Raw genomic sequence first — 19,597 nt, forward strand, 5'->3', positions numbered from 1 at the left:
AAATGAAACGAGGGTGAACAATTTCATCCTCGTTTTTTAATTTATTCTTTTGCTTAACACTCGTTCTTTTTCAGGGGTCACTTCAATTGAATTTTGCCCAGTATAAATTACAAAACCAGGCTTTGCACCATTAGGTTTTTTTACTCTTTTATCTTTCACGTAATCAACCTGTACATGAGCTGAATTTTTAGCCTTAGAAAAATAGGCTGCAATTTCAGCGGTTTCCGCAATATCTTTTTCTGTTGCCTGATCAGATTGCAAAATAACGTGTGAACCAGGAATATTTTTAACATGAAACCAAATATCAGTTTTATTAGCTTTTTTTAGAGTGAGCCAATCATTTTGCAGGTTATTTTTACCAACTAAAACAGTTTTACCAGATGAAATGCGAAATTTATTGAGATTTTTCTCAGTAATTTTCTTTTTCCGTTTAGGTTTCTGGGGCTTTTTAATATAGCCTTGATTCATCAATTCTTCGTTAATTTGATCGATATCTTGTGGTTCAGCATTATCGATTGCAGTTTGGATAGTGTCAAAATAAGTTAAATTGTTTTGAGCTATCTTTATTTGTTCTTTAACATGTTTAATCGAATCACGTAGCTTTTTATACTTGGTAAAATATTTTTGACCATTGCGGGCAGGAGAGAGTGCAGCATCAAGCTTAATTTTTAAAGGTTGATCATTATCATAATAATTAGGCAGTTCGATTTCTGTCATTCCCGGTTTAACTTGGGACAAGTTGGCATTAAGAATTTCTCCCCGAATTCTATATCCTTCAGAATTTTCAGCTTGGTCCAATTGCTTTTTCAGTTTAACTATTTTTTTAGTTAATTTTTTATGCTCGTTTTTTACCAGGCGTTCAATTTGACTTGACTTTTGTCTCACCCAATCCTGATTGGCCTGATATTGGTAAAAACTATCTAATGCATGATTAATATCTGGATCAGAACTTTCTTTAGTTAAGTTAAGATGGTAAGGCAAATAAGGAAAAATCTTCCGCTTATTATTTGGTGTTTTCAGAATAAAAGCACCTTTTTTATTAAACTGAGCCATAAAAGTTTTAAAAGATGAATAAGAAAAATCGTCTTCTAAATAACCTGCAAGTTCTTGACGATCGTCTCGATCAAGCCCTCCAATCTGACCGGCGAATTTTTCAGGATCAGAATTCAAAGCCCATTTATTAAACTCTGTTTCCGTCATCTTGAAACCATCAATACCAGATATAAGGGGAGGTAACTCATATTTAGCTTTGGGTAAGAGCAACCGCACTCTATTTTCATCAGGATTAATTCTTTTGAGCAAATCAATTATTCGTCCACTTTTTTGGTCATAGAGAATAACATTGCTATGTCTGCCCATTAACTCTAATGATAAGACTAGTTGAACTTGGTCGCCAAGTTCGTTACGGTTGCTAAAATTAAAATTAACAATGCGATCAACACCTAATTGATCAATTGATTGTAAAATTGAACCTTCTAAATATTTACGTAGCACCATGACAAAGGTTGGTGCTTTATCAGGATTAGCAATAGTTTGGCCGGTAATATAAAATCGTGGATACTGCGCATTGGCAGATAATAACAATTGAATATTCTTTCTGTCTTTTCTAAAAGTTAATACTAAATCCTGTTCAAATGGTTGATAAATCTTGGAAAGCCTGCCACTTTCTATTTTTGGTTTAACATCATTTAGCAGGCTATGTATGAACAAACCATCAAAAGCCATATTATCACCTCAAAACACGCTCTCTATTATACCAAGTATTCGGCTATAAGTGCTTATTTAAAATATAAGTTATTAAAAATCTTAAAAAAGAGTACCACTAATTATATAGTAATCATTTTCAAAATAGTTAAAGAAATCATTGCAAAAAACTGATATACTGGTAATATAGATTTAAAGTTATTGATATAAATATTTATAAGCTAAAGATAATAGTTGCAAATATTACTATTCAATTAAGTATTAATGTTTCACATTTTTGCTTAAATTTTATGCTTTTCAAGCTTTCAATATTGCTTAAATTTTAGTTTATAAAATATTTTTATGTTTATGTTTTATCAGAAAAGGTAGTTAAATGGACGTTTTATCTTTTAGCACAATTGCTGGAAATATTAAAAACGAAATAAACAAAAGGTGCGGGTTGAACCTTTCGCAAACTAGAATCTTGCTTTACTTTTACCATAATGGTAATACTGCTTTAAAAATGGGAGATTTAGCTGAAAAATTAAAAATATCACTTTCGACATTAAGCAGGCAGTTGCAGCAAAAGAAAACCATGAGTTTTGTAACAATTAAAAGATCAGAAAGTGATTCTAGCAAAACAGTTCTGCTGAATGAACAGGGGTTGGAAAAAATTTCTGAATTGAGAAACGTTTTAAAAGAAATAGAAGCATCACTTTTACATGGTTTAACCAAGCAAGAAGTAGAAGCATTTGATCAAACTTTTACTAAACTGGTACAGAAAGCTGAGAGAACAAGTTCTCTATAGTTGATAGTCGAAACACTTATTTTTTTATGCTATAATTCTTGTATGTTGTACAGACAAAAGCGAAAGGTAAGTTAGATGAAGATTGCTTTAGTTACTGATAGTACTAGCGCCATTACAAAACAAGAGGCAGAAAAAAATAACATTATTGTTGTTTCAATTCCAATTATTATAGGTAAAAAAGAGTATTTAGAAAATGTTGATATTACTTCTGATCAACTTTTCAAAATGCAGAGAGAGGGAGCAGATTTTCCCAAAACTTCTCAGCCAAGCACAGGCGATTTGATACGCCTTTTTGATCGCCTAAATAATGAAGGCTATGACGCTATTATTGCTATTACACTTTCCAGCGGGATTTCTGGTTTTTATCAAACATTATGTAATATTGCAGAAAATCATCCGAAATATAATTTACATGCTATTGACACAAGAATGACTGTTCGCTTACAAGGTAATTTGGTTTTGGCAGCAGCTAAAATGATAAAAAATGGTCTTGATCTGGATACAATTTTAGCTCGACTTGAAAAAATTCGTTCAACTATTGATGAAATATTCGTAGTTAATGATTTAAACAATTTAAGTCGAGGAGGCCGCTTAAGCAATGCCAGTGCTTTTATCGGATCTATGCTAAATATCAAGCCGCTGCTTACTTTCAAAGACGGCAATATAGTAGCTTTTGACAAAATTCGTTCTATGAAACGAGCTTTTATCAAAATTAAGAAATTAACAGTAAAGAAAATTGAACAATTACCTTATAAAGATAAAATAAAACTTTTTATTATTGATTCCAATGACAGCAGTCAAGTAGATGAAGCTAAAGCATTTTTAACTGAACAATTTCCGGAACAAAATATTTCTATCACAAAATTTAGTCCTGTTATTGCCACGCATCTAGGAGAAAAGTCTTTTGCAATTGGTTGGATGATTGACATAGATAAAATAGATTTGACTAAATAAGAGCAACCTTTCGCAAGGCTGCTTTTTTGTTACAGAAGTGGGAGGATATATATGATAAAGCAAATGGATCAGATAACCAAATGGGCTGTAGAATTGCAGAGCATTGCTCAAGACGGCCTAGAATATGGTCACGATCGTTTTGACAGGGAGCGTTACGAACAAGTAAGAAAGATTGCCACTGAAATGATGGCAGCTAAAACTGGTCAGCCAATAAATATTGTTAAAGGCTTATTTAGTAATGATGATGGATACCAGACGCCTAAAGTTTCTACCAGAGCTGCAATTTTCAATAAACAAAAAATCTTACTGGTTAAAGAAACTACAGATAATTTATGGTCAATGCCTGGAGGTTGGTGTGAACCTAATATAACAGTTAAAGAAAATTGTATAAAGGAAGCAGAAGAGGAATCTGGTCATAAAATTGAAGTTGATCATATTATTGCAGTAAACAACCATTCAACTAATATTTATGATAAAGAGCGAATTAAACGAGCTATTAATGTCTGCAATATCATTTTTTTATGTAAAGATCTAGGTGGAAAATTTTCAAAAAATACTGAGACTGATAAGTGTTCCTTTTTCGAACTTGATAATTTACCACCTTTATCATTGCCACGAAATTCTTTAGCAGAGATAAAAATGTGTTTTGAAGCGAATCAAAGTCCTAATTGGCAAACAAAATTTGAATAAAAAACAGGCTCTGTATCAAGCCTGTTTGTGATCACTATTCTTTTTATCTGCCTCTGAAATCTCATTTAATGCAGCACGTTGCTTTTTTTGATCAACATGAGTATATAAATCGGTTGCTGAGGTTCCTTTTTGGCCCAGTTGCTGAGCTACTAGCACTTGGTCTTTGGTTACACCATATAGTTCAGAGGCCACTGTGTGACGTAATTTATGGGGAGTGAGCGGGTGACCAAAAGCAGCTGAATATTTATTGACCATTTTCTCGATAGCACTTGTGGTAATCCGACGTGTTTTATTATGCCAGCGAGTCAAGAAAAATGCTGAATCGTTTTTGACAGCCAAATAGCGTTGTTTTCTTATTTTCTTATACTCTCTAATATAAACCAACGTCCATTCAGCAATTGGTACGCTGTCTCGCTGGCCACCTTTGCGGGTTACGTCCAATGTAGCCTTTTTAAAATTAATGTCTGGCAAATCAATTCCTGCGCACTCAGAAACTCTGATTCCAGTTCCTAAAATTAAAGCAATAATTGCCATGTCGCGCTCTTTATTTGCTTTAAATCCTGGTAACGCATGCTTATTGCATTTAAATTCATAATTATTTGCAATAAAATCCAAAAACTGGTATTTTAATTTTCCTGTGTACATGTGTGATTCAAGAACATGAGCCCGATAGTTTAAAGTTTTTGTGTTATTCAGAGAATCAATTTTGAGCATGACATTGCGTTCAAAGTATGGCTTGCCATTAATATTATCTGCAGTAATGGTTAAAAACTTAAAAAGAGACCTCAAGGCATTAATAGACCGATTTATTGTAGTAGGTGAATTCAAGTTGCCTTGCTTATTCTTGGTGTGACCTAAATAATTAATGTAAAGCATGATGTCATTGCGTTGTAGTTGAGCTAAAGTTTGTGTTTCAATATTTTTGTTATTTTTAGCTTTTGAAATGCCTTCATGCCGCAGCCAGTCAAAAAATCTTCTGATTTCTGTTAGATACTGATAGGATGTAGCTAAAGAGTGACTTGTGCCAAAATTGTATTCTTTAACAAAATCCGGCATTTTTTTTAATTCTTCATCAATTAGATCTAAATATTTCTTTGTTTCCACGTAATAAATTTCTCCTAGCTTAATTTAATAAATTACATGCTTTATTATAAAACAAAACTAGAATGTATGTTTGTGTCGTATATATTTATTATGGGATAGAGGAGGGAGAAAGGTGTTAACTAGATCTAATGAAATAAAATGCCAATTGGGTATTTTTAAAATAAAGTTTCAAAATAGTTTTAAGTAGAAATTTCTGCTTTAATGATAAAAACTTATCTAAGAGATCAAATTTAGTTTTGCTAAAAATCAATATCAATGAATGCAAAATTTTTGAGCTCGATTATCATTTAATTATCGTTCATTAAAATTATAGTTTTAATGAAAGCAACTATAAAATTATTTAACAGTTAGCATGTTTAGAAGTTGAAAAAAATTATATGAGCAGACTTTTTATACTTAATTTTGAGCAATATTGTTCCAAGCTTTTTATATCTACTTTTAAGATAAAATCAACCAACGATATTACTTTTAAAAGTACTAAAATCGATTGACCTCAAACTACTTATTAATAAAAATACGAATTAAAAATTAAATTGATTAATAATTCTTGGGAAGCTCACAGGCAGCTAAATGATCAATTATACATTAATTTTAATTTTAATGAGCTCTCAAGTGACCAGAGGCAATCTAAAAGCTAAAAGCAAAATTGTTTTGTGTAATTGAATCCTGACTCATTCTGATGGACTATCTTTCAAATTTTTATTTTACTTTACATAATATATATTATACGAAGTTGGATGATGCTAAGTTACAACCACCTTTTATCACTATTTCTTAGTTTATCAGCTCTGTTTATATAGCTGGATCAGTAGTTCATACGCACAATTATCCCATTTCAAATTTCTTAAAAAGTTTATCATGACAAACAAAAGTTGACATTCTGCGAAAATCTATAATTTCATTTTTATACAAAATAATACTGATTACTTATAACTTTAAAAATTAATATGATTACCCGGTCCTTTTCTTATCCATATTAGTTGATTTATTTAAAGTTTCTACGTTACAAGTGTAAAAATATAAATAAAAGCGCTTTCTATCATAGATAAATATATAAAAAATCTAGATTTTAATTTTTTTACTTAAACGCTTTTCTCCCTTCCACTCCAGCAAGCGAATGCACGCTTTGATATAATATTTGCCACTCTTTCCTTTTTCACTTTAAGTTTAATTATTTGGAGCCTTTTTATTTTATTTTTCCAAAAAATAGCTTACAATACTATGTGGGGTATAGTTTAAAACATTTAGTTTGAGTATAATTTTGCCAATAGCAAGTGTTTTATTCATTATTATTTTTGTTTTACTGTTTATTTCTATAATTAATCTGTTATTATAGAATATGGAATTATTTTTTTGAAAGGGTTGAATTTATTCCATGAGTATAAATTTAGGAAAAGAAATATGTCGCAGGCGGCGTGAACAAAAGTTGACCCAGGAAGATCTCGCTGAATTAAGTGATTTATCGGTTAACTTTATTTCTCGCTTAGAACGTACAAAAAATCAAAATATTAGTATTCAAAAGCTAGACTCCATTGCCCGAGCTTTAAATACAACTACGCCAGATATTATCATGAATGCTTACCGCTTTAAGGAAGTTAAGGTGGAAAATCATCAAGATAATACTCCTGTATTTATTAAGAAGGTTCTTAATGAACTTAGAAAAATGTCACCTGACAAAGCCGAGAGAGTATGCAAATCATTCATTATTTTGGCTAAGGAAATTAACAAAGACTAAAAAAAGCACGAAATAGTTAAAATCTATTTCGTGCTTTTTAAATTACTTAAATGCTTCAGTTAATGGTGGAACAACTTGTTTTTTCCTTGAAACAACTCCAGGTAAATTGATTTCCGAATCTTTAACTTCACCAAATGCTTTTTCAAATGATGCTACGGCTTCATTTGAACCTATAACTAATGCGGTTGAGTCTGAATCGAGTACATTAGTTATAAGCAACATAAACAAATCATAGCCCTCTGAATTTGCTGAATCTTTCATTGTCTTTAAGAAGGCTTCTTTGCGTTCAAGTGCTTCTGGTAAATCAACTACATTAATTTGAGCTACGCGGACATTCTTACCATTTAATTCAAATGATTTTGCATCTAAATCGATCAGTTCTTCTTCCGATTTACTTGCTATGTTAGTCCCTGCTTTTAGTTCCTCCAAGCCATATTTTTCGTAATCTACACCAGCAATTTCTGCAAGTTCTTTAACAGCTTTTTTATCCCTATCGGTAGTTGTAGGAGATTTTAGCAATAATGTGTCAGAAATGATGGCTGAAAGCATGATGCCAGCGATATTCTTAGGAATTTCAACTTTAAAATGCTTATAAAGACCAAACATAATTGTACTAGTGCAGCCTACAGGTTCAGCAAGATAAAATAAAGGCATACTGGTGTTAAAATTCATAATTCTGTGGTGATCAACAACATGTGTTACAGTAACCTGATCAATGTCTGATACACTTTGTTGTGGTTCATTATGATCAACGAGCATTACTTCTTTAACTTCATTTGCTGCTGTTTTGATTACTCTTGGTGCTTTAAAACCAAACTTTTTTAGAGCAAAGTTTGTTTCATCATTAGGTTCGCCTAAAGCAACCGCTTCTGTGTTGTAACCAAGCTTATTCTGCAAATATGAATAAGCAATTGCTGTACCAATTGCATCTGTGTCAGGATTTTGATGACCAAAGACCAATTCTTTTTCCATTAGATTTCCTCTTTTTCTTTTTAAAATTTTACTTTATTATAGTTTACCTAATAAAGGCTATTCTTGACAGAATAAATCATAAATTTTTCGTCTGACAGCAAAATTTTTACAAGATTATTTAACAACGTCAGGCTTCTAAAAATTTCTTAAATTCTTTCAAAAAGTTCTGTATACGTGGAACTTCTCTTTTCCCTTTGCGATAGATAAGCGAAATGTTAAGTTTCTTGATACCTTTTAAAAACACAGGTACTAAATTAATTTGACTTTGATTTAAGCTATAGTAAGAGTTACTTACAATTGTGTCATACCCTGTGTCTTGTGCTGTATCAACCATCTCTTTGGTGGAAGTGAAAGTTAATGGAACAGTCAAACCGTTTCTCGCATTCATCTTATTGCCAAGTTTGCCTTTAAGTATCTGAGTTAAATAAAAATTATCAGGATAAAGAACCCACTTTTTCCCTAAAAACTTAGAAACTGGATATGAACTACCTGCTTCAAGATTTTTATCGTGAGTTAAGATGGTTAGCCTGTCTTGAGTAACTTTCATTAATTCATACTGGCTTTGTATATTTGACTGACTCTTTTTAGTGGTTTCAGGGAGATAAAGCATTGCTAAATCAATCAAATTATTGTCAAGATTATACCAAAGATCTTTACGATTAAAATATGATACGTTGATAGTTATATTGGGATAATTTTTATTGAACTCAACCAAAAATTTCCTAAGAAGTTCATAATTAATACTTTCTAAAACGCCAATTGCAATATTGCCTTTATCAGCTTGCGTAAACTCCTGTATATCACTAACAACAGAGTTAATAGTTCCAAGCAACTTGATTGCTCCAGTCTGCAACTGTTTCCCTGCTTCCGTCAAGTAAAGTTTTTTACCCATCTGACCAAACAACGGGGTTCCAATTGCGTGTTCAATTTTCTTTATTTGCTGAGTTAAAGCCGGTTGGGTTATACCAAGTATCTGAGCAGCTTGGGTGTAGTTCATGGTATCAATTAATTGCAAAAAATAATGTAAGGATTTGGTTGAGAGTATTGTATCTGTTTTAGGCATAAGATTATTCCTTCTATCTTAACAATAATGTTGCTCTATTTATATGCTATTATCAATCAAAAACCCCTTTGTGTCAAAGTATTATTTAAAGCTGTTAAAGCACTTCCATAAATTATTGATATCATTAAATAAATAAAAAATTATTTAGCACCTAAAGGCCGACCCAACTTTATATTAACTGGCTGGCCATCACTTGTCGTATCCAAGACAAAAGAGCCGTTAGAATACCTATCACCGAGCGGATAATCTTTAGTTGAAAGTTTTATGTGCCGTTTACTTGTTGTTGTAATCAGCAGATTATGTTCTTGGCCATATGAAATAATTGCTGCAATACGGTGAGGTTTAGTTTTAAGTTCTCTTAAAACTAATACCCCTCGTTTGGCACGAGATACTTTATTGACTAATTCAGCTTTAAATTGTTTGAATGCTCCCCTTTGAGTAATTATACCGACGCGAATTAAGTCAAGATAATCAGGATTTATTACTACATATGAAACTACATAGTCATCATCCTTTAAATTCACAGATTTTACTCCAAATGATTTTGCACCTGATGCTGGAATTTCAGTTAAATCATAACGAACTGCATAGGCTTTATGCGTAAATAAAATAATTTCATTATTGCTATCAGGTTTTACTAAATCAACACGAATAATCCTACTGTCTACTTTTTTCATTTTCATTGCAGTAATGGCACGTGAACGATAAGTTCTAGTAGGCTGAAGATTACTTAGTTCCAACTGTTTTATATAACCATCATTAGTTGCCATTAAAAAGTTTAATTTTTGATTTAATTGGTCAAAGTCAAAGACGCGAATAATATTTTCATCCTCGCTTAAGCCAATTTCTTGAGATAAGTGTTGGCCTGTTTCTTTCCACTTAGTTTCGACTAACTCATTTACTGGTCTATAAATGACATTACCACGGTCAGTGAACAGATATAGATTTGTTAACGTGGACAATGTCTTTTCAAAAACAACGTCATCCCCACTCGGCAAACCATTATCCTCATCATCGCTTGACTGCCAGGAACGAAGAGACGATCTCTTCAAGTAACCGTCACGACTGATTAAAACGCGTACTTGCTCATCTGCCACTAATGCTTTTTCATCAATTTGAATCTTAGCGGTTTCAGATGAAATTTCAGTGCGCCGTGGATTGCCAAATTCCTTCTTAACTGTCGTTAATTCCTTAATTATTTCCTTTTCTAAAATCTTTTTATTAGACAAAAGTTCTTTAAAACGAGCTATTTTTTCATTCAGCTCGCTTTGCTCTTTAACTAAAGCATTAACGTCAGTATTGGTTAACCTGTACAATTGTAAAGACACAATTGCCTCAGCCTGCCGAGCAGTAAACTTAAACTTGTCTGATAGATTTTTCTTTGCTTCCGCCTTATTTTTAGAAGCTCGGATAATCTTAATTACTTTGTCCAGGATATCCATGGCATGGATCAAACCTTGAATAATTTCCAGACGCTCTTCAGCTTTATTTAAATCAAACTTCGTCCTCTTGATTACTACGTCTTTTTCATGTTCTAAGTAAGAAGACAGTATATGTTTTAAACCAACTTGCTTGGGAGTCATATGATCAATGGCAACCATATTAAAATTATAGGAAACTTGCAATTCAGTATTCTTGAATAAATAATTCAGAATATTTTGTGCATCAGCCCCCTTTTTTAACTCCACTACAATAGATAAACCATGACGGTCAGTTTCATCACGCACTTCTGCTATGCCGTCAATTTCTCTATTAAGACGGATTTCATCCATTTTCTTAACTAACAGGGCTTTATTAACAGTAAAAGGTATCTCCGTGATGACAATTTCTTCGCGATGCCCTCTTATTTCCTGAATTGAACTTTTTGCTCTTACCTGAATGCGTCCTCGTCCTGTTTCATAGGCTTCACGTAATCCCTTTTGCCCTAAAACAATCGCACCTGTAGGAAAATCTGGGCCTTTGACAAAATGCATTAGATCATCAAGCCTGGCATCAGGATTCTTTAGCAAATAAATAGTAGCATCAATTACCTCAGTTAAGTTGTGCGGTGGAATTTCAGTTGCGTAACCAGCCGAAATACCCGTCGAGCCATTAACTAATAAATTAGGGAATCGAACAGGTAAAACCGTTGGCTCATATTCAGTATCATCGAAGTTCAAAACCATGTTGACTGTATCTTTATCAATATCTTGCAGTAACATGTTGGAAATCTTGCTTAAACGTGATTCGGTATAACGCATTGCAGCGGGGCCATCGCCATCCATTGAACCGTTGTTGCCATGCATTTCGATTAAAGGTTCCCGCATTTTCCAGTCCTGAGAAAGGTGAACTAGGGCACCATAAATAGAACTGTCACCATGGGGATGGAAATTACCCATGATATTTCCTACAGCTTTGGCAGCCTTTTTAAATGGCTTGTCGTAGGTATTATTATCCTGGAACATAGCGTAAAGGATTCTTCTTTGCACCGGTTTTAAACCGTCACGAATATCCGGTAAGGCACGTTCCTGAATAATATATTTGGAATATCTGCCAAATCGCTCACCCATGACCTGCTCAAGGGGCATTTCACGAATTCGTTCTTTTATAGCCATTAATTTAAAACCTCTTTATTCATTTTCTTCTTCCAAAATTGAAGTGTTATCCCCAAGTCTGAACTTAACGTTTTCTTCAATCCACTTTCGCCTGGCACCTGCTTTGTCACCCATTAGTGTGGTCACACGACGTTCAGCCAAGGCAGCATCATCAATTTTTACCCGAATAAGCAACCTGGTTTCTGGGTCCATAGTTGTTTGCCACAACTGTTCAGCATTCATTTCACCAAGACCTTTAAAGCGTTGTAAAGCATACCCACGACCCATTCTCTTTTCATCGGCAGCCAGTTCTTCATCAGTCCAGGAATATTTTACCTGAGCCTTTTTGCCGCGCCCTTTTTGCAAACGATAAAGAGGAGGTAAAGCAATATAGACTTTGCCATGCTCAATCATTGGTCTCATATACCGGTAGAAAAAGGTTAATAATAGAATCTGAATGTGGGCGCCATCATCATCGGCGTCCGTCATGATAATTACTTTATCGTAATTTGAGTCTTCAACTTTAAATTCAGCACCTACGCCGGCACCAATAGTGTAAATCATGGTGTTGATTTCTTCATTCTTAAATATGTCCTGGAGTTTTGCTTTTTGGGTGTTTAAAACTTTTCCCCGTAAAGGCAATATTGCCTGGAACTTACGGTCTCGACCCTGCTTTGCGGAACCTCCGGCCGAGTCCCCCTCAACTAAGAATAATTCATTTTTCTTAGGATTGCGTGATTGCGCTGGTGTTAATTTGCCGGAAAGAACCTCTTTTTTGCGCCTTTTTTTACCGTTTCTACTTTCGTTACGAGCTTTTTTGGCGGCTTCACGCGCACCCCTTGCTCTTTGTGCCTTTTTCACCAGCTCTTGAGCCAGTTCACCTTTTTCCATCAGGTAATAAGACATTTTTTCATAAACGATGGCATCAACAACTGATCTGGCTTGAGGAGTGCCCAGTTTACCCTTTGTCTGCCCTTCAAATTCCAGTAACTCTTCTGGAATTTTAACTGATAATACGGCACTTAGACCTTCACGGTAATCAGAGCCATCAATATTTTTGTCTTTTTTACCTAATAGTCCTTGTTTTTTAGCATAGTCATTAAAAGCACGAGTAAAACCAGTTCGTGCACCTACCTCATGACTACCACCATCCGCTGTACGCACATTATTAACAAAAGAAACCAAATTTTCAGAATAACTGTCGCTATATTGTCCGCTAAACTCAACCTCAATTTCGTCCTGTTTACCGGAAAAATAAAAAATATCGCTTAAAGTATCTTTACCCTCATTCAGATAGGATACAAAAGCTTTAATACCATCATCATATTTAAAATCATCATGATGTTGGGGCTCACGCTCATCTACTAAGACAAAGCGCACACCCTTAAGCAAAAAAGCCGACTCACGTATGCGTTCCTGAATAGTTTCATATTTATATTTAATAGTCGAAAAAATTTTTTCATCTGGTTTAAAAGTAATGGTGGTACCAGTAGGTTCCTTAGTTTTACCTAAGCGCTTTAATGTACCAACGGGATGACCACCATCTTTAAACTCTTCTTCGTATGCAATTCCATCCCGTATAACTTTAACATCCATATAACTGGAAAGAGCATTAACGACAGAGGAACCTACTCCATGAAGTCCTCCAGAAGTCTTATAATTTTGCTCGGTAAATTTACCACCAGCATGCAAGACGGTCAGGATGACTTCAATTGTGGGCTTGCCTGACTTATGCATACCTGTGGGCATCCCTCGACCAAAATCACGTACCGTCACACTGTTATCCTGATGAATTGTCACGTCAATTTCTTTACCAAATCCAGCCATTGCCTCATCTACTGAATTATCTACGATTTCATAGATAAGCTGATTAAGACCATGAACATCAGTTGATCCAATATACATACCTGGCCTTTTCCGTACAGCTTCCAGGCCATGAAGAATTTGAATTGATGAGTCATCATAAGAATTTGTTTTTTTACTTGTTTTAGCCAAATAGACTCCTCCAGTTAAAAATCATTTATTATTTTCATCCTCTTATTCTGTAAACTCTGATAAAATAGCATTAGACTTTAAGAGAGCAGGATTATCAATGATAAACTTAAATTTAATTCTGATATTTATTCTAGCATATTTAATAGGTTCGTTTCCCACAGGCGTGATTGTCGGCAAGATATTTTTTGCAGAAGATATTAGAAACTATGGCTCTGGCAATATCGGAACCACTAACTCTTTTCGCGTTTTTGGACCACTTGCAGGTAGTCTAGTATTAATTGTTGATGTTCTCAAAGGAACGTTAGCCACAAATTTACCCAGAATTTTCCATATTAATGCTCCTAAATATTTTTTGTTAATATCAGGTGGTTTAGCAATTCTGGGGCACACGTTTTCCATTTTTCTCAAATTTAAAGGTGGCAAGGCCGTAGCAACCAGTGCTGGACTTTTTTTGGGCTACAACCTGAAATTTTTTGGTGTCTGCGCCCTCATTTTCTTGCCACTAGTTTTTATCACGTCTTATGTCAGTTTATCCAGTTTAATTGCAGTCGTCTTAATATTCATTGTAACCTTCTTTTTTCATGATGTTTTTCTGGAGATAATTGTGGGCTGCATCATGATTATCTTATTTATCCGCCACAGAAGCAATATTAAACGATTATTGCACCACCAGGAGAATATTATTCCTTTTGGTTTATGGTACTGGTATAAGAAAAAACACCATAAATTATAATTGCATATCAGATAAATATGGCTAACTATTTCAGCTAGCTATTTTATTATAAACATAAGAACATTAGTTCGCAAGAACTGTTTTTGTTTAAATCAATAAGAACTGTAAAAAGGAAGCCCTTGGGCTTCCTTTTGAACCTAATAATTTCTTTTTTAACACTCATTCATCTTGATCATGAAAAGCCATACTAAAGCCAGCTGTATAAGTGCCACCAACTTCAAGGTGATTCATGCCATATTTTTCTTCTAATTTTTGATTAGTATCAGTGCGATCAGCTATACCCCACCATGGTTCAATGCAGACATAATCAGCAGTTTTAGGATATTGGGACCACACGCCGACAAAGGGAGCATCCCTTAACCAAACATTTACATGAAAGTTATTGGCATCCGTTCTTAAAGATATCCGATTGTCATGACCCCGCATTTGAAAAATCAAGGCATCATCTTTAAACAGATGATCACTCAGGGTAATCAAACTATTGGTTGAAGCCAGCGATCGATTAGGCCAATCTAAGAATGCTCCTTTAAGAGGAATACGAACTCGGGCACGAGAAGGCTTAGTACTAAAGTAAAAATCTTCCTTAGACAATGTCTTGCTTGTTGGAATGTTAAAGCCGGGATGTCCCCCAATGCCAAAAATCATTTCGCTATCTGACTTATTAACGACTGAAAAATTTTCTTCTAGTAGATTATTAAGCAGGTTATAGTTCACGCGCAACTCAAATTTAAATGGATAAACTTCCCTGGTCTTTGCAGAATCTGTCAGCAAAAAAGTGATGCTTTCATCTGTATGTCGCTCAACTTTAAACTCTAAATCTCGCGCAAAACCATGTTGAGTTAGGTGGTATGTTTTGCCCTGATAAGTATATTCATCATTTTTAAGTTTTCCCACAATGGGAAAAAGTATGGGAGCATGCCTTTTCCAAACTTCAGGGTTAGCCTGCCAAATATATTCATATCCGCTATGTAAACTTTTTACACTTTGCACTTCAGCACCCTTACTGGCAATTTCAACCTGTAAGATGCTATTTTTGATAGTGTAATTCATGCTTAATCATCACCTTTGTTAAAGAATGAACTTAGTTAAATCTTTATTTGTTATTATATCACTAAGTTTTTCATTAACGTATGCTTCAGTCACCGTAATTTCGCCCATAGACATATCTGGACCTTCATACAAAACATCCTCCAGCAGCTTCTCAAGAATTGTTGACAATCTTCTGGCACCAATGTTATCAGTTCCCTGGTTTACGTCATATGCAATTTGAGCAATTCGATCAACTGCTTCTTGCGTAAAGACTAATTTGATTCCGTCAGCTTTCATCAAGGCTACATATTGTTCTAAAAGTGAATCTTCAGGATCCTTGAGAATCTTAACAAAATCGTCTTTTGTTAAAGCATTGAGTTCAACCCTAATTGGAAAACGTCCTTGCAATTCAGGAATTAAATCACTTGGCTTAGATTCAGAAAATGCACCAGCAGCAATAAAAAGAATATGATCAGTGGCCACAGGACCATATTTAGTTTGAATAGTAGAGCCCTCTACAATTGGCAAAATATCTCTTTGTACACCCTCACGAGATACTTCACCGGAAGTTTTCTTATTGCCGGCAGTAATTTTATCAATTTCATCAATAAAAATAATGCCGTTATTTGCTGTACGCTCAATAGCTTTTTGATAAAGAGAGTCATAATCGATCATCTTGTGGGATTCTTGCTGAATTAATACTTCACGGGCATCTTTAACTGCTAAAGTACGTTTAATTTTCTTTTTAGGAACCAAATCGTTAAGCATTGAACTCATATCAATTCCCATTTGTCCCATCATGTCACCCATGGGATTTACTTTAGGAGCTTGTTCAACCTCGATAGTGACCTCTCTATTTTCAAGTAAACCCTTGTTTAGCTGCTCAGACACAGTAAGACGCTGATTACGAACATCATCGGTTATTTCTTCCTGGTCTGCGTCAGAAGACTGATTATTATTCTGACCTCCTGACATGAGCATTGACATCATATCTTGCCATTCCTGCATCTGATTTTTTCTTTTGTCCTGCTTGATTCCGGGAACAAGCAAACGTACTAAAATTTTGTTAGCCTCTTTAGTTGCTTGAGTGCGAACCCGGTCAAATTGATCTTTTTCTTCCATGCGCACTGCTTCATTTACTAAATCGCGCACCATTGATTCAACATCACGACCGACATAACCAACTTCAGTAAATTTGGTAGCTTCCACTTTGACAAATGGTGCATTAACAATCGCTGCTAATCTTCTGGCAATTTCTGTCTTCCCAACTCCTGTGGGGCCTGCCATTAACAGGTTTTTAGGTGTGATATCTTCCTGCATTTTTTTTGGCAGCTGCATTCTGCGATAACGATTATAAAGAGCCACAGCAACTGCTTTTTTAGCTTCATCTTGACCTATAATGTATTCATTAAGTAAATTAACAATTTGCTTTGGTGTTTTTGTTTCCATATTATTTTTCTGCCTCGTTTTTTACAATTCGTCAGTGATAATCTGATTATCAGTAAAAATATCAATTCCAGAAGCTATTTCAACAGCTTCATGAGCAATTTCGCTGGCACTCATATTGGACGAATGTCTGGTCATTGCAATGGCTGCAGCCTGAGCGAAGTTACCACCAGAACCAATAGCAACCACATTTTCGTCAGGTTCAAGCACTTCACCATTGCCAGAAATTAATAAAAGATCTTTTTCATTAAAAGCAATAAGCATGGCCTCCAGTTTTTGTAAAGTAGCATCTTTACGCCAGGCTTGAGCCATTTCCACAGCAGCTCTGCGCAAATCGCCCCCAAAAGCTTCTAATTTCCCTTCAAGCATGTCCTGCAAACTGACTGCATCGGCTACGCCTCCAGCAAAGCCAATTACAACCTGATCGTGATAAATTCGTCTAATCTTTTTAGCGGTAGATTTGGCAATTACTTTTTCACCCAAGGTTACCTGTCCATCTCCCGCAATTGCGGTTTTCCCATTAAATTTTACTGAACATATTGTTGTCATTTTTTTGCCTCGTCTTTCTTATCGTTGCGAGTAAAGTACTTTTCATAATTTGCCTGTAAGTGGCTCATAGTCACGTGAGTATATATTTGAGTGGTAGATAAATTATCATGACCCAAAAGTTCCTGTACACTGCGTAAATCTGCGCCGTTATTCAACATTGCCGTAGCAAAGGAATGGCGCAATTCATGCGGATGTACCTTACCGTTAATGCCAGCCTCATTAAAAATCTTTTGCATAATATATTCGATGCCACGATCCGTTAATGGTTTGCCTTTGTTATTTAGAAAAACATAATTTGAATCATCAGCACCGTTTACAAGTTGATTTCTACCATTTTCCCAATAATTAACAAAGGCAGCTTTAGTTTTATCATCAAACGCAACGTACCTGTCTTTATTACCTTTACCGTGTACCAAAATTATCTTTAAATCTAAATCTACTTGTTTTCTTCTTAAACTGCTTACCTCGCTAACCCTCATCCCAGTAGTATAAAATAATTCAATTAATGCCAAATTACGCAAAGTCAAGGGGTCATTTCCACTTAAAGAGTCAAATACCTGTTTCATTTCTGTTGCATAAAAAAACTGGGGCAATTTGCGTTCTTTAGTGCGCAAAACAATTGTTTGCGTTGGATCTATTTTAACAATTTTTCGTCTAGTTAAAAAGTGATAAAACGACCTGAGGCTGGACATTTTACGGGCTTGCGTCGAACGCGCTAATTTACGTTCTGTTAAGTTTTGTAAAAAAATTTCAACATCACGTCTATTTATTTTTGACCAACCATTAAAGCCGCCATTTTCCTGCCAAAATTTTTTTGCTTCCAGTAAATCCGTTTGATAAGACATTATTGTTTTGGGACTATATTGACGTTCAATACGCAAATATGAAGTAAACAGCTCTACCTGCTCATCTTTTTTAGCGTCCATCTTAATGCAGCACTTCCTGTTGAAATTCCTTAAGACATTCTAGACCGCGTTGGCTGATTTTTAAGTGGCGCTCTTTCTTGTTGCGCACTTTAGAACCTTCAAGTCCCGGAATTAATGCAAAACTGGCATTCATAGGTTGAAAATGCTTGATGTCAGCAGTAGTTACGTAATTAGCCATTGATCCTAAAGCTGTTAGTTTAGGAAAAGCAACCGGTTCTTGACCACTGGCTCTTCTAGCAGCGTTAATGCCAGAAACCAGGCCACTGCCAGCACTTTCAACATAGCCTTCAACTCCAGTCACTTGTCCCGCAAAAAACAATCCAGGTTGCTTTTTAGCCTCATATGTAGCAGATAATACGGCTGGTGAAGCCATATAGGTATTGCGATGCATTTTGCCGTATCTGATAAAACGAGCATGAGCCAGACCAGGAATCATGGAAAAAACTCGTTTTTGTTCACCATATTTCAGATGAGTCTGAAAGCCAACGATGTTATACATTGAGGCTACGGCATTATCTTGTCTAAGCTGAACAACTGCATAGGGAGTTTTTCCCGTAGCTGGATTTTCCAATCCTACAGGTTTAAGTGGACCAAAAAGCATAGTTTTCATACCTCTTTCAGCCATAACTTCAATCGGCATACAGCCCTCAAAAACATCACTGTTTTCAAAGCTGTGAACTTCTGCAGTCTCCGCACTAACCAATTCCCGAGCAAATCTTTCATATTCTTGCTTTGTCATAGGACAATTTAGATATGCAGCTTCACCTTTGTCATAGCGAGATTTCTTATAGACGATATCCATATCAATCGAATCAGCCGCAATTATAGGTGCCGCTGCATCAAAAAAATGCAGGCTTTCATTACCTGAAAACTTTTGTATCTCTTCGGCCAGTTTATCACTAGTCAAGGGACCGGTAGCAATAATTGCAATACAATCTTGCGGAATCTGGGTAATCTCTTCGGTATGAAAATTAATATTTGACATTGCATTAAGCTTACTGGTCACATAATCACTGAACTGCTCTCTGTCAACTGCTAATGCTCCACCAGCAGGTACCTGGGAATGATCAGCAGCTGCCATAATAAGCGAATCAAGCTGCCGCATTTCTTCTTTTAATAAACCTACAGCATTAGATAACTGATTTGAACGCATTGAGTTTGTGCACACCAATTCAGCCAGCTTGTCTGTTTTATGCGCCGGGGTCATTTTTTTAGGACGCATTTCGTAAAAATCAACAGCAATTCCACGCTTTGCTAGTTGCCAGGCTGCCTCACTTCCGGCCAGACCGCCTCCAATTACAGTAACTTTTTCTGGCATATGATCATATTCCTTTACT

Annotated in this window: 16 protein-coding genes; 5 read left to right on the top strand and 11 right to left on the bottom strand. The window is 35.1% G+C overall.

Annotated features, from left to right (window positions below):
* Window positions 1-36: 36 nt before the first annotated feature.
* Window positions 37-1,725, bottom strand: a complete 1,689-nt coding sequence (locus tag LDM92_RS01685) for an Rqc2 family fibronectin-binding protein (RefSeq protein WP_223901768.1) — start codon at window positions 1,723-1,725, stop codon at window positions 37-39.
* Between the two features lie 352 nt (window positions 1,726-2,077).
* Here LDM92_RS01685 and LDM92_RS01690 point away from each other — a divergent pair, with 352 nt between their 5' ends.
* The 3 genes from LDM92_RS01690 (at window position 2,078) to LDM92_RS01700 (ending at window position 4,135) form a co-directional block, all read left to right on the top strand.
* A complete protein-coding gene (locus tag LDM92_RS01690) occupies window positions 2,078-2,491 on the top strand; it encodes a MarR family winged helix-turn-helix transcriptional regulator (protein WP_223901769.1) in 414 nt (137 codons plus the stop codon).
* A 75-nt stretch (window positions 2,492-2,566) separates the two neighbouring features.
* Window positions 2,567-3,445: a DegV family protein gene (gene fakB / locus LDM92_RS01695; RefSeq protein ID WP_223901770.1), complete on the top strand. Its 879-nt coding sequence runs from the start codon at window positions 2,567-2,569 to the stop codon at window positions 3,443-3,445.
* A 54-nt stretch (window positions 3,446-3,499) separates the two neighbouring features.
* Window positions 3,500-4,135, top strand: coding sequence for an NUDIX hydrolase (locus tag LDM92_RS01700; protein WP_223901873.1), 636 nt, complete (start codon window positions 3,500-3,502; stop codon window positions 4,133-4,135).
* A 15-nt stretch (window positions 4,136-4,150) separates the two neighbouring features.
* Here LDM92_RS01700 and xerS read toward each other — a convergent pair whose 3' ends face one another.
* Complete coding sequence (gene xerS / locus LDM92_RS01705; protein WP_223901771.1) at window positions 4,151-5,239, bottom strand: tyrosine recombinase XerS; 1,089 nt, start codon at window positions 5,237-5,239, stop codon at window positions 4,151-4,153.
* 1,375 nt (window positions 5,240-6,614) lie between these two features.
* On the opposite strand from xerS, the gene LDM92_RS01710 reads away from it, so the two are divergent.
* Window positions 6,615-6,974, top strand: coding sequence for a helix-turn-helix domain-containing protein (locus LDM92_RS01710; RefSeq protein ID WP_034979176.1), 360 nt, complete (start codon window positions 6,615-6,617; stop codon window positions 6,972-6,974).
* Between the two features lie 42 nt (window positions 6,975-7,016).
* On the opposite strand, the gene LDM92_RS01715 is transcribed toward LDM92_RS01710, so the two are convergent.
* The 4 genes from LDM92_RS01715 to parE form a co-directional block, all read right to left on the bottom strand.
* A complete protein-coding gene (locus LDM92_RS01715) occupies window positions 7,017-7,946 on the bottom strand; it encodes a manganese-dependent inorganic pyrophosphatase (RefSeq protein ID WP_223901772.1) in 930 nt (309 codons plus the stop codon).
* A gap of 127 nt (window positions 7,947-8,073) precedes the next feature.
* Window positions 8,074-9,009, bottom strand: a complete 936-nt coding sequence (locus tag LDM92_RS01720; RefSeq protein ID WP_223901773.1) for a LysR family transcriptional regulator — start codon at window positions 9,007-9,009, stop codon at window positions 8,074-8,076.
* Window positions 9,010-9,149: 140 nt separating this feature from the next.
* Window positions 9,150-11,603, bottom strand: coding sequence for a DNA topoisomerase IV subunit A (gene parC / locus LDM92_RS01725; RefSeq protein WP_223901774.1), 2,454 nt, complete (start codon window positions 11,601-11,603; stop codon window positions 9,150-9,152).
* Between the two features lie 15 nt (window positions 11,604-11,618).
* Window positions 11,619-13,577 (bottom strand): DNA topoisomerase IV subunit B, encoded by a 1,959-nt coding sequence (parE, locus tag LDM92_RS01730; protein ID WP_223901775.1) that lies wholly within the window; start codon window positions 13,575-13,577, stop codon window positions 11,619-11,621.
* A gap of 97 nt (window positions 13,578-13,674) precedes the next feature.
* Between parE and plsY the strand changes: the two genes are divergently transcribed.
* Window positions 13,675-14,310 (top strand): glycerol-3-phosphate 1-O-acyltransferase PlsY, encoded by a 636-nt coding sequence (gene plsY / locus LDM92_RS01735; RefSeq protein WP_223901776.1) that lies wholly within the window; start codon window positions 13,675-13,677, stop codon window positions 14,308-14,310.
* Between the two features lie 159 nt (window positions 14,311-14,469).
* Here the strand turns inward: plsY and LDM92_RS01740 are convergent, their stop codons facing one another.
* From LDM92_RS01740 to trmFO, 5 genes are read right to left on the bottom strand one after another with little or no spacing between them, the layout of a single operon-like run.
* Window positions 14,470-15,360 (bottom strand): aldose 1-epimerase family protein, encoded by an 891-nt coding sequence (locus tag LDM92_RS01740; protein ID WP_223901777.1) that lies wholly within the window; start codon window positions 15,358-15,360, stop codon window positions 14,470-14,472.
* A gap of 18 nt (window positions 15,361-15,378) precedes the next feature.
* Window positions 15,379-16,788, bottom strand: coding sequence for an ATP-dependent protease ATPase subunit HslU (gene hslU / locus LDM92_RS01745; RefSeq protein WP_223901778.1), 1,410 nt, complete (start codon window positions 16,786-16,788; stop codon window positions 15,379-15,381).
* 21 nt (window positions 16,789-16,809) lie between these two features.
* Window positions 16,810-17,334: an HslVU peptidase proteolytic subunit gene (gene hslV, locus LDM92_RS01750; RefSeq protein ID WP_045928061.1), complete on the bottom strand. Its 525-nt coding sequence runs from the start codon at window positions 17,332-17,334 to the stop codon at window positions 16,810-16,812.
* A complete protein-coding gene (gene xerA / locus LDM92_RS01755) occupies window positions 17,331-18,260 on the bottom strand; it encodes a site-specific tyrosine recombinase/integron integrase (protein WP_223901779.1) in 930 nt (309 codons plus the stop codon). Before xerA ends, hslV begins: the two co-directional genes overlap by 4 nt.
* 1 nt (window position 18,261) lies before the next feature.
* Window positions 18,262-19,578 carry a methylenetetrahydrofolate--tRNA-(uracil(54)-C(5))-methyltransferase (FADH(2)-oxidizing) TrmFO gene (gene trmFO, locus LDM92_RS01760; RefSeq protein WP_223901780.1) on the bottom strand — a complete coding sequence of 439 codons (1,317 nt, stop codon included), beginning with the start codon at window positions 19,576-19,578 and terminating at the stop codon, window positions 18,262-18,264.
* Between the last annotated feature and the right edge of the window lie 19 nt (window positions 19,579-19,597).

The sequence above is a fragment of the Lactobacillus laiwuensis genome (assembly GCF_019972835.1).
In the GTDB taxonomy this organism is placed as follows: Bacteria; Bacillota; Bacilli; order Lactobacillales; family Lactobacillaceae; genus Lactobacillus; species Lactobacillus laiwuensis.